The sequence below is a fragment of the Streptomyces sp. ISL-100 genome (assembly GCF_018614615.1).
Taxonomy (GTDB): Bacteria; Actinomycetota; Actinomycetes; order Streptomycetales; family Streptomycetaceae; genus Streptomyces.
The window spans coordinates 1-13201 of record NZ_JAGGOK010000099.1; the positions used below are offsets into that span (position 1 = coordinate 1).

The following is a 13201-nucleotide window of genomic DNA, read 5'->3' on the forward strand; positions in this document are numbered from 1 at the left end:
GCGGGCGCCCGGCATCGCGGGAGTGCCGGCTGCCGGGACTGGGGGCCGGGTGCTCGGTGGTGCTCACGGCGGCAGGGGCGGACGGCGGCAACGCCGGACCCCCGACGCCCAGGCCCACGGCTGCCCCGCCAGCCCGCCAGCCCGCCAGCCCGCCAGCCCGCCAGCCCGCCAGCCCGCCAGCCCGCCAGCCCGCCATATGACGAGGCAATAGTCGAGACTCTGTACTCGGCCGTGAGCCGCGGTACGGAATCACTGGTATTCCAGGGCCGGGTACCTGCCAGCCAGTACGCGGCGATGCGCGCCCCTTTCCAGGAGGGCGACTTCCCCGGACCCGTTAAGTTTGGGTACCTCAATGTCGGTCGGGTGGAGGCCGGGCCGACGGAGCTGGTGGGCCGGACCGTATTCAGTCTGTATCCGCATCAGACACGTTTCCTGGTCCCGGCTGGAGCCCTCACGCCGGTGCCCGACGAGGTTCCGCCAGGGCGCGCCGTGCTGGCCGGGACCGTCGAGACCGCGCTCAACGCACTGTGGGATGCGCCGCCGCGGATCGGTGACCGGATCGCGGTGGTGGGCGCGGGCATGGTCGGCTGCTGCGTGGCTGCTCTTCTGGCCCGGTTTCCTGGGGTTCGGGTGCAGCTCATCGACGTGGACCTGGCCCGCGTGACGGTTGCCGCGGCACTCGGGGTCGCCTTCGCTCATCCCGCTCAGGCAGCAGACGGCTGTGATCTCGTCTTCCATGCCAGCGCCACTCAGGCCGGGCTCCAGCGCTCTCTCGAACTCCTCGCTCCCGAAGGCACCGTGGTCGATCTGAGCTGGTACGGGGACCGGCCGGTGACCCTGCCGTTGGGGGAGTTCTTCCATTCCCGGCGCTTGTCGCTGCGCAGTAGCCAGGTCGGTGCCGTTCCGCCGGAGCTGCGCGGACGCCACACGACCGCAGCCCGGCTCAGTCTGGCGCTCGATCTTCTGAAGGACCCGGTCTTCGACGTGCTGATCACCGGTGAGTCCGACTTCGACGAGCTCCCGCAGGTCATGGCCGAGATCGCCACAGGCGGGCTGCCTGGCCTCTGTCACCGCATCCGCTACGGCCCCGCCTGACCTTCACCTGTCGCTGTCCCCACCGACAACACCTTTTCGGAGAAGCCATGTTCACCGTCACCGTCCGAGATCACCTCATGATTGCCCACAGCTTCCGTGGTGCGGTCTTCGGACCGGCGCAACGCCTGCATGGAGCGACGTATCTGGTCGACGCGACCTTCCAGCGCCCGGAGTTGGACGGTGACAACATTGTCGTCGACATGGACCTGGCGGCCAGGGAATTGCGCGGGATCGTCGGAGCGCTCTCCTACCGGAACCTTGACGAGGATCCAGACTTCGCCGGAACCAACACCACCACGGAGTTCCTGGCCAAGGTCCTTGCCGACCGTCTCGCCGCCCGCATACACGACGGTGCCGTGGGCCCCGGCGCCCACGGTTTGACCGGACTCGCCGTGCGTCTCCACGAATCGCACATTGCCTGGGCCGACTACCACCGCGCGCTCTGACCGCCCCGGTCATGGTCATACGCCCGTACGTACTGCTGTCGGCGGCAGTCTCCGTGGACGGCCGCCTGGATGACACCTCCCAGGAACGGCTTGTGCTCTCCAACCACCGGGACCTCGACCGTGTCGACGACGAACGCGCAGCGGCGGACGCGGTCCTCGTCGGCGCCAACACCTTGCGCAGGGACAATCCGCGCCTGCTGGTGGCGAGTGCCGCACGGCGTGCGCGGCGCCTCGCCGCCGGCAGGCCGGAGTATCCGCTGAAGGTCGCGGTCAGCGGGTCGGCCGAATTGAACGCGGGTCTCGCGTTCTGGCACTGCGGAGGGGAAAAGCTGGTCTTCACGGTCGACGGCTCACTGCCCCGAGCCCGCCGCACTCTGGGCGCTCTGGCCGACGTCGTCAGCACCGGGCCCGTTCTCGACTGGCCCCTGCTCCTCGGCGAACTCGGCCGGCGCGGGGTGGAAAGGCTCCTGGTGGAAGGCGGAGGTATGGTCCACACCCAACTGCTGGCGCAGAACCTGGCCGACGAACTCCACCTCGTCGTCGCCCCGCTGCTGGTGGGCGAGGCCGCCGCGCCACGATTCCTGGGTCCGGCACTGTATCCCGGTGGCCCCAGAGCCCGTATGAAACTCTTGGATGCGCGTTCCATCGACGACGTCGTACTGCTGCGCTACGCCCCGAAAGGCCGCCCCTGAGGTGGTACGGATCTGGAAAATCACTTCACCAGGAGTTCAGTTGACCGCCCGTAGGTATGATCGGTAGGTGTGCGGCTGGCCGGTTGCTGACGAGGCGGGGGATGAGCATGGACGATGCGGTGGAACTGTCGGATGTGATCGCCCAATTGCGGGGTGAGCTGAGTCGGGCCATGGCGGACGGAGTCGGCAACGGGCTCCGGTTCCAGGCAGAGAAGCTGGAGCTCGAACTCACGGTGGGCGTGGAACGGAGCCGTGAGCCAGGAGTCAAGGTGCGCTTCTGGGTGTTCGACGCCCACGGTTCTGCGCGCTCGGCGCGGGCGGCCACTCAGCGGCTCACGCTCACGCTGAAGCCGGTGCACGGCGACGCACCCGACAGCCCTGCGCTGATCTCGGGTGCTGAGCTGCCCGATGAGAGCTGACCGTCCGACTGACGGGCCTGGGCTCGATCCGCACCGGATCGCGGAGGTCATCGTCGAAACCGGCAGCGGCAGGCGGCGCGGTTCCGGCTACCGGATCTCCGCCAGCGCGGTCCTCACGGCCGCCCATGTGGTCGCCGACGCGACAGTCACGGTGGTGCGTTGCGACGCCGACCGTCCTGGTGAATGGTCGGCCCCGGCGACCGTGACCTGGGCGGACAAGGACAGCGACCTCGCAGTGCTTTACATCGTGCCGCCGACAGCAGCCCCCACCATCGTCGAGCAGGTCCGTTTCGGCCGCATCGCCGACAACCGGCACGGTGTGATCAGCGTGCACGCCGCGGGGTTTCCCCTGTGGAAGCGGCGCCTGCGCCCCGACGGTGCGGCCTTCCGTGAACTGCACCAGGCAGATGGGACCGTGGCGGCACTCTCCAACCTCCGTACCGGCACCATGGAGATGACCGTGGCGCCCTCCGGTGCCGACCCCGACCCTGGCACATCGCCCTGGGCGGGCATGTCCGGCGCCGCGGTGTGGGTCCGCAGCCACATCATCGGCGTCGTAGCCGAACACCACCGCTCGGAGGGCGCGGGCCGACTCACCGCCGTCCGCCTCGACCACACGCTGAGTAAGCTCGCCGCCGCAGACCGCAAGCAACTCGCCCATCTCCTCGCGATCACCGACACGGCGGCCTTACCCCTCTCTACCCCCGGGCCATCGGACGAGGAGTGGGGTCCTGACGTGCGTGTGGTCGGAATCCCCGTCGCACACGGCATCGAAATGTTCAGGAACCGCACCCGTGAACGCGACGCGATCGCCGACTATTTGGGCGACCCGACAATTCGCATGGTCACCCTCACTGGACGTCGCGGCATCGGGAAGAGCGCACTCGCCGCGAAGGTCATGGATCTCCTCGACCGAGGCGAATGGCCCGGCACAGCCCAAGGGCCGCCTCCGTCCGGCCTGGTCAACCTCTCCACCCGCACATCCGGGATCTCCTTGGAGCGCCTCTACTTCGACTGCGCCCGCCTGCTCGGCCCCGAGCGGGAATCTCATCTGCACAAGGTCTGGGACTCCAGCGGGACGACGCAGGAGCGGCTGGCCGAACTGCTGGCCGCCATAGGTGAGCGGCTGATCGTCATCCTCATGGACAACCTGGAGGACCTGCTCCATGACGACGGCAGCATCGCCGACGAGGAGCTGGCCGTCTTCCTGGACTGGCTGTTCCGGGCCCGCACCACCCCGCGTCTTCTCGTCACCAGCCAGATACCGGTGCGTCTTGCGCCCGAACTTCGGCGTTTCGCCGCCCATGTGGAACTCTCCGAAGGACTCAGCCCCGCCGAGTCGGCGGCCCTGCTGCGCGAACTCGACCGGGACGGCAGCCTCGGCGTAGCCGGACTGTCCGACGACGAACTGCTGCACGCCGCGGTCCGAGTCCACGGCGTGCCGCGCGCGCTGGAGCTCCTTGTCGGTGCGGTCGCCGACGACACGCTGCTGCTGCCCACTCTGAAGGACGTGCTGGAGGACTTCACCCGGCGCCACGACGTCGTCGCCGACCTGGCCCAGGACCGCTACCGTCGCCTCGACGAGTCGGCGCGCGCCGTCCTCGGAGTCCTCGCCGCGCTCCGCACTCCTGTGGAACAAAGCGTGGTCGAAGAGATCATGGACGGGCTCGATCCGGACCTGCCTGTGGTTCCCGTGCTCACGTCCCTTGTCCGCGTGTACCTGGTGTCCGTGGACCGGGCGAGCCGCACCGTCGCTCTGCACCCCATGGACGCCGACCTCGCCTACGCACAGATGTCATGGCACGGAACCTTCGGGAGGCAGGCAGTGGAACGGCAGATCGCATCCTGGTACGCGCGTCGGACCCGACCTCGTGGCACATGGCGGACTCTGGAGGACATCGAACCGCACCGGCGGCAGTTCGACCACCTCGTACGCGCAGGCGACCACGACGGAGCCGCGCGGGTACTGAGCGAGATCAGCGAATGGCTCGTCTGGCACGGCTCCGTGCTCACCGCGGTCTCGATGCACCTTGCCGTCGACGGACGCATTGGCGACGAGCGGGTACGCCTCGCCCACATCGTCGCCCACGGGCACGCCCGGCTCAGTGCCGGCCCGATGGAGCAGGCACTCGAGCTGTTCACCGAAGCTGCAGCCCTCGCCGAACGCCTCGGCGACCGTCCCGCGCTGCAGAACGCGTTGTTCGGACTCGGCGACGCCCACCGACAACTCGGCGATGAGGTGGCCACGGTCGAACCGCTGGCCCGTGCCGCCGAGCTGGCGCGCGAACTCGGCGACACCGGGCACGAAGTGCACGCGCTACTCTCCCTCAGCCTTGCCCACAGCTACCTGGGCGACGGCGAGCGTGCACTGGACGGCGCCCACCGTCTGGCCACGCTCGCCGAAGCGAGCGGCGACCCGCTCACGATTGCACGCGCCGGCAACGCACGCACCATCGCTCTGCTCACACTGGGCCGCTGGCAGGAGACCGCCGTCGCGGGCGCCGAGACGGCCCTTGCCTACCGTGCCGCTGACAGTCAGGAGGCGATCGCCTACGCGCTCAACGCGCAGGGCATCGCCCTCCTGGCCCTGGACGCCCCGGCACGGGCGGCCTCGGTCCTCGAGGAAGCCCGCCACGAGGCTTCGCTGATGGAGAACCCCCGGGCAGAGGGCGTCTGCCTGATCAACCTGTCCTGGGCGTACTGGTGCGACGGCCGCCTCGAGGAGTCCGCCACCACAGCTGAACGCGCCTCGACCGTTCTCCAGATTGCTGGAGCCGCCCAAGCGGCAGCGGCCCAGTACCTGACCGAGGCAGCCCGTGCCCTTCCCGCCGCCCCGCGGGCCGCCGCGGACGCCCTGACCCGCGCGGCCGGGTTGCTCAACGGTAACGCCGAAATAATTGCTCCCGCATGGCTCACCGACCATGCCCGCCGGCTGGCGTCCTGACCTTCGGCGAAGCTGTGCTGCACCCAGATGATGCGGCGGTACGGGCAGAACGCGACCATGTACTGCAACGGGTGCCGGGCCATCCTCAACGGGCGCTAGCGGGGAACTGCAACCGCCGACGCCGAAGGGCCCTACCGCTAGGAACGTCCTGACCTGCGGTGGAGCGCCTCACGCGTGATCTTCCGAACGGTCCCGAACGTAGGTGAATGAGACCAGAACTGAGACCAGGGACGGGCGCGTTCAGCCTGATCAGGAACCGCTTTGCCGCATGGCATTTCGTGCCTCCTGGCAGGTCCATTCCCGTTTCGAGCCTGGAGGTGGTTGTTTGATGAGGTGGAATCGATCTGGGTGGCCGGCGAGGATGGCGTGCACTGACCAAGAGGCGCGCGAATCGCGTTTCTCGTGCGGCCAGGCGGCCGCCACCCTGCGGTATCTCGTGAGGGTGGACGACGGGATGTCCAGTGCCTCGGCGAGTTCGACAAGTGGTCTGATCCCCTGGATGTGCGCTTCGTGCAGTGGCGCTACGTCAAGGGCGATGTCTCCCAGCGTGAATTTGACCACGCTGGCACGTCGTACGGCCTCGACTCCTTCCTCGACGACCGTGGCGAAGGTCGCGTCGGGCTTGGCGGTTTTCTTGGACGGGCGTGCCCGGTTTGCCAGGCGTTTGGTCCGGAGCGCGGCGATGCGTTCTCCAGGTGTGTGGTTGCAGTACGGGCACCCGCCGACCGCCTCGAAGGTTTCCCGCGCGGCCAGGTGGCCCAGATGGCACTTCACTACGACAGCGGTGAGGCCGGGCTCGCTCCGGTAGAGGGGGATATCGGCGTCGACCTCGTCCTCGGGCATTGTGGAGTGGCTCCCTCTTCTATTCCGGCGGACCCTCGCCGCGGAGGGCGAGATCCACAGAGAAGCCGGCGTCAGACATGCGCTTTGTGGACCGGAGGATGCCGTCGACAGCCTGACTCGCCACGATGATCTGAGGGCTCTGCCGGTCAGCCGGATCGAGGGGAGCGATGGCGCTGCGGTGCAGACGGACGGCCCTCTTGCGCATGAGCGCGAGTTCGCGGACAACGGCGAGCAGCGCGAGCCGGGGATCCTTGGTGCGCATGTAGAGGCTGTAGAGGTACACCAGGCACTCATGCTCGGCTATGCACCTGTTGTCGCGGTCCCAGGCTTTCGCGATCTCGAACTGGCTCTCGGTCATCTTGTCCAGGGCGATCTCTCGCGGCATGCCCTCCCCACCGAAGTTCCCGATGAGGTCCCACAGTTCGTCTCCCACGTCTTGGGGAGACCTGCGACGTGCAGTCATCGCTCGCTGCCACCTTCGTCTCGAAGCATCTCGGCGAGAGCGACGTCCATGTCGGTCTTGCCGGTAGTTAGGACGTGTTCGCACCAGTCACAGACGGAGCGCACCTTCAGCAGGCTGTCGGACACGGCTGCGATGGCGGTCTCGTCGCACGTCTCGGTCTGAAGCAGGACTACGGCGTTCTGCATGGAGACGCAGAAGCCGGTTGCGACGCCGAGGATCTTGAGCACGGAGGAGGGGGTGTCCCGGTAGTCGACGGCTGGTGGCGGTTTTGCCGACTGCGTGTTCTTGGGGTGAGCCGGCGGGAGGGGTTCCGAAAGCCCGGCGAATGCGCGTGCTTCGCTCGCACGCTCCTCAAGTTTCTTGCCGCGCTCGCGATTCGCTTCGCGCACGGCCTGGCGGAAGCGCGGGTCGTCGACTGCGGCCTCGATTACCTCGGTGCGCTCGGAGAGTTGAGCCATTGCCTCCGCGGCCTCGTCGGTGGCGCGCAGGATGTGCTTGACTTTCGCAATCCGCTCGACCGGTGTCTTGGGGTGCATGGGCATGAGGTCGCGGGCGCGGTACGCCTCGTCCTCGGTCCAGGGCACCGTCTCTTCCGGGTCGGTGGGGTCGGGCGGCTCGTTGCGGATCATCCGAAACCGGTCGGGCTCTGCGGCCAGCCGTGCGTGTACCGACCAAGAGACGTCGGGCCGGCGCATGGCTGCGGGCCATGCCTTGGCGACGTAGCGATAGTTCTGCAGCGTGCCCGGGTTGGCACCGATCTGCTCGGCGTAGTTCCTGATGATCGCCTCGACGTCCCCCTTCCGTTCCGGGGAGTCGAGGATCTCTATGAGGGTGTCGCCCAGCTCGAACTTGGCCTCGGTGATCTGCTTCACGAGCCGGCGCCCCTTTTCTACGTACGCCTGCCACTCGTCGCTCGTGTACCCGGGCGGTGGGATGACATCGACCATGGCAGCCTCCAGCTGTCTTGTCCGGATCGACCGGGTGAAGCAGGAGGGCCGCTGTTCTTGCGGTCGCAGCAACGGGAAAATCCGGCCGCATGTTCATTCGCATCGTGGTCCTTCGCACATGCCTGAGGGAAGACACGCCAGCCGCGCCTTGAAGTACTCGCAGGAGATGGAAGCCGCCCGGCTCACTGCGATCGCACCCCGGAGCTCCCATCGGCGCGAAGCGCCGTGCGCGCCTTCTCCTGGGGCAACCGATACTCACCGGCGCGGTGGGGACGCGAGGGCAGGAGGTGCTGGCCAATGGTGAGGATCCGACCAGACGTGGAAAAGGCTGTCAGGAGCGGACTTTGTGGATCACGGCATCCCTATGAAGGAGTCCGGCGACTCTGTCGATGTGGTTCTTATGGGAGGCGATGATCAAGAGTTCCTTGGCCCTTGAGCCGGCGACATAGAGCACTCGTCTAGCTTCGCTGTCGAAGCCGTTTTCCCAGTCGTCCAGGACGGTGCGGCCGGTCTCCTTGTTCGTCCGAGGCCGTTGTGGGATCACGACCGCGACTCCGCGGAACTCCATCCCCTTGACACCGTGGACGGTTGAGCACGGCATCCCGGGCCGCGCGTCGAGCATGGCGATCCTCTTCCAGTCCGCTGAGGCCGGAGCCTTGAACATCTGGCCCAAGTTCTGAGGGCGTGACGCGTCGCCCCAGTCGGCGGCAGCAAGGTACGAGCGGATGGCTGTGGCGAAGGCGCGTGCTTCCATGTTCGAAGCGTCGTGGGCGGTGGCCAGACGAATGGCGAAGTCCCGGAGCCACCTGGAGTCGATCCCGTGGTCTTCGCAGACCCTTTCCAGGCTGCGATTCCCGAAGTCGGTGCCCGATATTGCTTCGACCAAGGCGAGCTCGACCTTGGTAACGGCCGCGAGCCTGGTCCGCGCGTTGAACTCTCCGGAGCGGATCTTGAAGCCAGCGTCGGCGATGGAGAGTATCCGGTTGGATCGGAACGAGCTCACGTTGGCTAGACCCACGGCGCTCAGCCCGTCGCTCTCCTTGTGGGAGACCACCATCAGGTCCTCCGCAGCCATGTCATGTTCTTTCGCCAGCCCCAGCACCTGAGGTGCGATGTCACCCAGCTGCGAGTAGCCCATGAGGTAGACCGGGGTATCAAGGGACGACAGGTCACCCGCCGAAAGCTCGATCATCGGGCCCGAGCGGAGTGCGTTGTTGAAGCTGCACACGGCGGGCGAGCTCCGGAAGTTGTCGCTCATCTCCAGCTGCTCAGCCAGTTGGGTTCGGAAGGACAGAACCTTCTCGGGAACGGCTCGGCGGAACTCGAAGATCGACTGATCCGGGTCGCCGACCATGACGATGTTGGCGCCACAACTGAGGAGGAACTTGAGCACAGCGAGTTCCTCTTCGCCGCAGTCCTGGGCCTCGTCGACGATGATCTCGGCGAAGCGGATGCCCACGAGCTGGCGCAGGATATCTCGGCTTCTGGGGTGAGTGAGGAAGCGGGAGGTGAGCACGCGGGCGGCTTCGCAGCTCACCGTTCCCGCCTGCAGCAGGTTGAGGTAGATCTTTGTCGCCTTGGCCTCGACTTCGTTCCTGCGGGTGGTGAGCAGCTCCTTGAACTCTCCGCCCACCTGGCGTGGGAGTCGGCTGAGCTGGAGATGGGCTGTGCCATCGTGTGCGAACTCGAGCCAGGAGAACTGCACGGGCGGCGACTGGCCGCTATCCGGCAGGCGGAAGTTGGTGCCCTTGATATCGCTCCACTTCTGCACGTACTTCGGGTGGACGTGGAAGACGGGAGGGAAGAGTGGCGTGACGATGAACCGGTGGAGGAAAGCGTCGAATGTCCCGATGAAGTGAGGTGCCCGTGTCGCGTCTGTACGGTCGGCGCAGCGTCTTTTGGCCTCGTCGATCGCGGTGTTGGTGAACGAGACCAGAGCAATGCCCTGACGGGGTTCCTCCTCAGTGCGGCGGAGGAAGCGGTGGACTATCGATCTGGTCTTTCCCCCGCCAGGGCAGGCCACGGCGAACGTACTGACAGGCGATTTGGACAAGTTCCTCTGCGACTCACTCAGAGACTGTTCCGACATTCCCGGCCTCCGTGCTCTCGCCGAGAACAGACAGTACTGCGGCGCGCAGGTAGTCGGGGGCCTTGAAGGGCTGGCCGTCCTCGATGGCGTTGGCTACGTCATGAGCGAATTCGCCCTTGCTGATGAACTTCTTACTCTTGCGCAATTTGCGGTAGAACGCGGTTGCCGGGTCAGCGTCCGCCATGATGGCTGCCCAGTTCCCCTTGGAACGCTTGCGCTGCTTCAGGTAAGCGGCCTCGAGAATTCGATCGTTGCCGACTGGGGTAAGGAGGTCGGCCTCCAGAGTGTGGGGCGCCTCAGCCACGAAGAGAAGGTCGGCAGCGTTGAGTGAAGCAGCATGTGCCAGGAGGCGCCCGCGGCGGTTGACGACCTCCGACTCCGTGGACTCGTCGTCCTCTTCCTGTTCGCCGTCCTGGGCGGAGGGAACGATGGCCTCGCTACTCAGCTGAGGCCCCTGGCCGTCGGTTGCCTTCTCCGCAGGAAGGTCCGGGTCGCCGTCCGTGATGACAACCAGATGCTCCAAGAGCCGGCAGCCATCGATATCGGCCAGCAGCAGCGTGATGTATGGGGCGAAATCGACGCTCCCGACGTTCACGATGGTTACGCCGTGGAAGTCGCGCCGAAGCCGTCGAGCCCTGACGGATTCGCCGTGGAGAACGCAGTGCCGGGCGATCACAGGCAGGAGTACGGCTTCGGCCACGCCCTCGACCAATAGGACGCGACGGGCGAAGAGGATGCCAGCCCGGGTCACGTCAAGGTACTGGTTGATCTTCCGACGTTCTGGTTCCGTGAGCGGGGCCTTGGCCAGGGATATGGTCCGAGTCCTGCGGCGGGTTGTCCGGCTCTTGGTTCGTTCGTCGTCTTCGTACTCGGTCATGGTCCGCAGAGCGACGACCTTCTCGATGCCCACGCTGCTGGCGAGGTTCGAGGAGTGGGTAGTGGCGATGACCTGGATACGTCCGGCCGGCCCCGTTGAGTCTTCCTTCGCAGACTGACCGGCTTGCTCCTGTAGGTAGTCGAGCAGGACGGTCTGGAGCTGCGGGTGGAGGTGGGCCTCGGGTTCTTCGACCAGGAATAGGGTCAGCTCGGCATCCTTCGCGTTGCGCAGCTCCAGGATGACCGTGGCGATGAAAAGCAGGTTGGCGTAGCCCAGACCGGATTCTGCTAGGTCGGCCGGGTCGATGCCGTGTTCGGCCATCTTTACGCGCAGACTGCGGGTCAGACGGCTGAGCTCGTAGTCGTGGAAGGTAACGCTGACCCGCTGGCCGCGCACGGACAGCGTCAGGTTGTCGAGGTGGCCCTGGATCGCGCCACTCGTCTTCGTCAGGACAACGTCCTGCTCGAGAGTGTCGAATGCCTTGTTGGCCTCACGGAGGAAAGACGTCTGTTCGTCCGTGCTGGTGAGCTGCTGGATGACGCGCAGCAGGCGGTTGTTGTCGGCCGAGTCGAGTTCCCGCTGGGCATCGCGCAGTGGAGCGAGGTACACGTGCGTGATGTGGTCGCGCTTCTCCAGTTCGGCATCGGGGCCGTTCACCGGTCCCGCGGTGTACACCGGCCGTACCCGTCGGCTGCTCTGACCAGCTGGGTACACGGTGCCGTAGATGGCTTGGTTCGACATGACGTCCAGCGCCGTCGTGTAGTGGGCCCGCTGGATGGCAGTCAGGCCATCGAATGTGGCTAGGAACTCGACGTCAGTAGCGCTCCCGCCGTGGGAGCGGTCGCTCTCCTCGAACCATCTGCTGTTCCGGGGGGTGAGTGGCGTGGTCGAGAGGCGGATCGCCTCGATCAGGTTCGACTTTCCAGAGTTGTTCTCGCCGACAAGGAGCGTGATGTCTGGCTGCAGTTCGAGAAGAGTCTCGGAGCACGACCGGAAATTCTTGACTCTCAGGCTTCGGAGGTACATTCCGGAGCCGACGCTTTGCGTTCCCACGTACTCTCTCCCGCATTGCTGCTATGGACAGTTGATACCAATGTGCCACAGGTCGTATGGAGAGCCGTGCGGATGGCGACGCGACATGTCCCACCCGCAGCCTCCTCTTCGCCGCGTGACGACAGTCAGGATGCAACCGGCAACGCAGTCTTGCTCTCGGTTTCCGGCTTGTGGGGGCCCGCAGGCGCATGCATCTACGGAGCGGTAGCTTTCCCAACTCGCCTCGGTTCAGGCGTGGAACAGGTCAGGACGCCATTCCTGTAGATCTCCGTCGAAGTCGCCGTCGCGTACGGCTTGCAGGGCCGTCGCGTAACCGATTTCGATGGCCTCAGTGATCAGCTGCTGCAGCTCCGTCGATGCGTACGAGAGTCGATGTCCGGCGCCGGAGCAGAGGTTGGCCGCAGCGTGGCCGGCGGCACGGGCATGCTCGCCGGGAACCGCTGCGACATGCAGGTCCGAGACGGCTTGTGCAGCGTTCTTGATCTCTTCCTGCGGGGACGAAGTCATGGCGGCCAGTATCCGCATCTCGACGGCGGTACGGAATGCCGCCTCCGTCGGCACTGTGGCCGCCGATTCGCCAGTTCGCCGGTGGCAGACAGGAAAGACTCCGGAAGGGACTGGTGCACGGCCGCAACGCATGTCAACGTACGACACCCTGCTGGAGATTCACCCCGAGCCCATGGAGACGCCCCTGCACCCGCGCCACCCCATCGGGCCCTCCTCCTCCGACCCGCAGGACCCGGTGTACTGGGTCACCCCACGCCACCTGGCCGGTGACGACGGCACTCTCGCCGAACGGATCGGCGACGCCCTGGATGGCCTCGGCTGGCGCATGTGGCCGACTTCCCGTAACACCCTGCTGTATGTGAGCCCGGACGAGCTGTCCGGCGCCGAGTGGATTCTCGCGGCCTACCCCTTCGAGCTGGGCGGGCTGCCGGTGGCCTGGCAGCTGAGTGCCCGCCCACATGCCGCGTCCGCGATGACTGAATGGAACGCGTACTTCACCGCCGGCGTCCCGCACGAGGCTCTCACCGATCTCCTCGTCGCGATCGAAATCCGCGCGGCGCGGGACAGCGGCGGTGAAGGACCCGAGACGGTCCTCAACGCGCTGAGCGGTCGTGGCTGGATCCGCGACGTGGACCGGCCTCGCTCCACCGCCTCGGCCCCCGGCTTCTCCGGCACCATTTCCCTGGAGGTGCTGCCGCCGCTCGTCCAGGACGCCGACCCTCGCCCTGACCTGGTGGGCTGGCAGGCGTGGGCGGAACCCGTTTGTCAATGGCCTGTCGATGTGGTTCTGATCCACTTCTTGTGGAGCGGTGACGCGGCGTCACGA

Annotated in this window: 12 protein-coding genes; 6 read left to right on the top strand and 6 right to left on the bottom strand. The window is 66.5% G+C overall.

Annotated features, from left to right (window positions below; all coding sequences use genetic code 11):
• The first annotated feature begins 207 nt into the window (after nucleotides 1–207).
• The 5 genes from J7E89_RS35540 (at nucleotide 208) to J7E89_RS41950 (ending at nucleotide 5596) form a co-directional block, all read left to right on the top strand.
• On the top strand, nucleotides 208–1095 hold the full coding sequence (locus J7E89_RS35540) for a zinc-binding alcohol dehydrogenase (protein WP_214979925.1): 888 nt from the start codon (nucleotides 208–210) through the stop codon (nucleotides 1093–1095).
• Between the two features lie 47 nt (nucleotides 1096–1142).
• Nucleotides 1143–1541 carry a 6-carboxytetrahydropterin synthase gene (locus J7E89_RS35545; protein ID WP_214979889.1) on the top strand — a complete coding sequence of 133 codons (399 nt, stop codon included), beginning with the start codon at nucleotides 1143–1145 and terminating at the stop codon, nucleotides 1539–1541.
• Between the two features lie 11 nt (nucleotides 1542–1552).
• A complete protein-coding gene (locus J7E89_RS35550; RefSeq protein WP_214979891.1) occupies nucleotides 1553–2233 on the top strand; it encodes a RibD family protein in 681 nt (226 codons plus the stop codon).
• A 107-nt stretch (nucleotides 2234–2340) separates the two neighbouring features.
• Nucleotides 2341–2652, top strand: a complete 312-nt coding sequence (locus J7E89_RS35555) for a trypco2 family protein (RefSeq protein WP_214979893.1) — start codon at nucleotides 2341–2343, stop codon at nucleotides 2650–2652.
• A complete protein-coding gene (locus tag J7E89_RS41950; protein ID WP_214979895.1) occupies nucleotides 2642–5596 on the top strand; it encodes a trypsin-like peptidase domain-containing protein in 2955 nt (984 codons plus the stop codon). Before J7E89_RS35555 ends, J7E89_RS41950 begins: the two co-directional genes overlap by 11 nt.
• 249 nt (nucleotides 5597–5845) lie before the next feature.
• On the opposite strand, the gene J7E89_RS35565 is transcribed toward J7E89_RS41950, so the two are convergent.
• The 6 genes from J7E89_RS35565 to J7E89_RS35590 all read right to left on the bottom strand — a co-directional run bounded on the left by J7E89_RS35565 (nucleotide 5846) and on the right by J7E89_RS35590 (nucleotide 12375).
• Nucleotides 5846–6439: a DUF6192 family protein gene (locus J7E89_RS35565; RefSeq protein ID WP_214979897.1), complete on the bottom strand. Its 594-nt coding sequence runs from the start codon at nucleotides 6437–6439 to the stop codon at nucleotides 5846–5848.
• Nucleotides 6440–6458: 19 nt separating this feature from the next.
• The gene (locus J7E89_RS35570; RefSeq protein ID WP_214979900.1) at nucleotides 6459–6902 is read right to left on the bottom strand and encodes a hypothetical protein; all 444 of its coding nucleotides are present in this window, start codon (nucleotides 6900–6902) and stop codon (nucleotides 6459–6461) included.
• Complete coding sequence (locus J7E89_RS35575; protein WP_214979916.1) at nucleotides 6899–7849, bottom strand: DUF6192 family protein; 951 nt, start codon at nucleotides 7847–7849, stop codon at nucleotides 6899–6901. Before J7E89_RS35575 ends, J7E89_RS35570 begins: the two co-directional genes overlap by 4 nt.
• A 331-nt stretch (nucleotides 7850–8180) precedes the next feature.
• On the bottom strand, nucleotides 8181–9938 hold the full coding sequence (locus tag J7E89_RS35580) for a UvrD-helicase domain-containing protein (RefSeq protein WP_214979918.1): 1758 nt from the start codon (nucleotides 9936–9938) through the stop codon (nucleotides 8181–8183).
• Nucleotides 9916–11868 carry an ATP-dependent endonuclease gene (locus tag J7E89_RS35585; protein ID WP_214979920.1) on the bottom strand — a complete coding sequence of 651 codons (1953 nt, stop codon included), beginning with the start codon at nucleotides 11866–11868 and terminating at the stop codon, nucleotides 9916–9918. Before J7E89_RS35585 ends, J7E89_RS35580 begins: the two co-directional genes overlap by 23 nt.
• A 228-nt stretch (nucleotides 11869–12096) precedes the next feature.
• Nucleotides 12097–12375, bottom strand: a complete 279-nt coding sequence (locus tag J7E89_RS35590) for a hypothetical protein (RefSeq protein ID WP_214979922.1) — start codon at nucleotides 12373–12375, stop codon at nucleotides 12097–12099.
• A 130-nt stretch (nucleotides 12376–12505) separates the two neighbouring features.
• Between J7E89_RS35590 and J7E89_RS35595 the strand changes: the two genes are divergently transcribed.
• A partial coding sequence (locus J7E89_RS35595) for a DUF317 domain-containing protein (RefSeq protein WP_251061530.1) occupies nucleotides 12506–13201 on the top strand: 696 nt, incomplete at its 3' end.

What these genes read in the sequence shown, in the direction of transcription:
- J7E89_RS35545 (WP_214979889.1), top strand. Translation starts at nt 1,143, where the DNA reads ATGTTCACCGTCACCGTCCGAGATCACCTCATGATTGCCCACAGCTTC.
- J7E89_RS35550 (WP_214979891.1), top strand. Translation starts at nt 1,553, where the DNA reads ATGGTCATACGCCCGTACGTACTGCTGTCGGCGGCAGTCTCCGTGGAC.
- J7E89_RS35555 (WP_214979893.1), top strand. Translation starts at nt 2,341, where the DNA reads ATGGACGATGCGGTGGAACTGTCGGATGTGATCGCCCAATTGCGGGGT.
- J7E89_RS41950 (WP_214979895.1), top strand. Translation starts at nt 2,642, where the DNA reads ATGAGAGCTGACCGTCCGACTGACGGGCCTGGGCTCGATCCGCACCGG.
- J7E89_RS35565 (WP_214979897.1), bottom strand. Translation starts at nt 6,439, where the DNA reads ATGCCCGAGGACGAGGTCGACGCCGATATCCCCCTCTACCGGAGCGAG.
- J7E89_RS35570 (WP_214979900.1), bottom strand. Translation starts at nt 6,902, where the DNA reads ATGACTGCACGTCGCAGGTCTCCCCAAGACGTGGGAGACGAACTGTGG.
- J7E89_RS35575 (WP_214979916.1), bottom strand. Translation starts at nt 7,849, where the DNA reads ATGGTCGATGTCATCCCACCGCCCGGGTACACGAGCGACGAGTGGCAG.
- J7E89_RS35580 (WP_214979918.1), bottom strand. Translation starts at nt 9,938, where the DNA reads ATGTCGGAACAGTCTCTGAGTGAGTCGCAGAGGAACTTGTCCAAATCG.
- J7E89_RS35590 (WP_214979922.1), bottom strand. Translation starts at nt 12,375, where the DNA reads ATGACTTCGTCCCCGCAGGAAGAGATCAAGAACGCTGCACAAGCCGTC.